Source organism: Roseburia sp. OM03-7AC (assembly GCF_003462625.1).
Taxonomy (GTDB): Bacteria; Bacillota; Clostridia; order Lachnospirales; family Lachnospiraceae; genus Roseburia_C; species Roseburia_C amylophila.
Genome location: NZ_QTZJ01000001.1, coordinates 1,146,468 through 1,146,688, shown reverse-complemented (window position 1 = coordinate 1,146,688; position 221 = coordinate 1,146,468). Strand labels below are relative to the sequence as shown.

Genomic DNA, 221 nt, shown 5'->3' with positions numbered 1-221 from the left:
TGAAAACGCGAAAGACGCCTGTCACTAACGCTATAGATGACAGGAAGCAAGGTCAAGCGAAGAAGAGCGCAGGGTGGATGCCTTGGCACTAAGAGCCGATGAAAGACGTGATAAGCTGCGAAAAGTCACGGGGAGGAGCAAATATCCATTGATCCGTGAATATCTGAATGGGGAAACCCACATGAGAATACCTCATGTATCCATACGCCAATCCATAACGT

Annotated in this window: 1 rRNA gene (only partly in view); it reads left to right on the top strand. The window is 48.0% G+C overall.

Features of this window, described 5'->3' with window-relative positions:
• The first annotated feature begins 50 nt into the window (after positions 1-50).
• Positions 51-221, top strand: a 23S ribosomal RNA gene (locus DXB39_RS14900) (it continues 2,939 nt past the right edge of the window).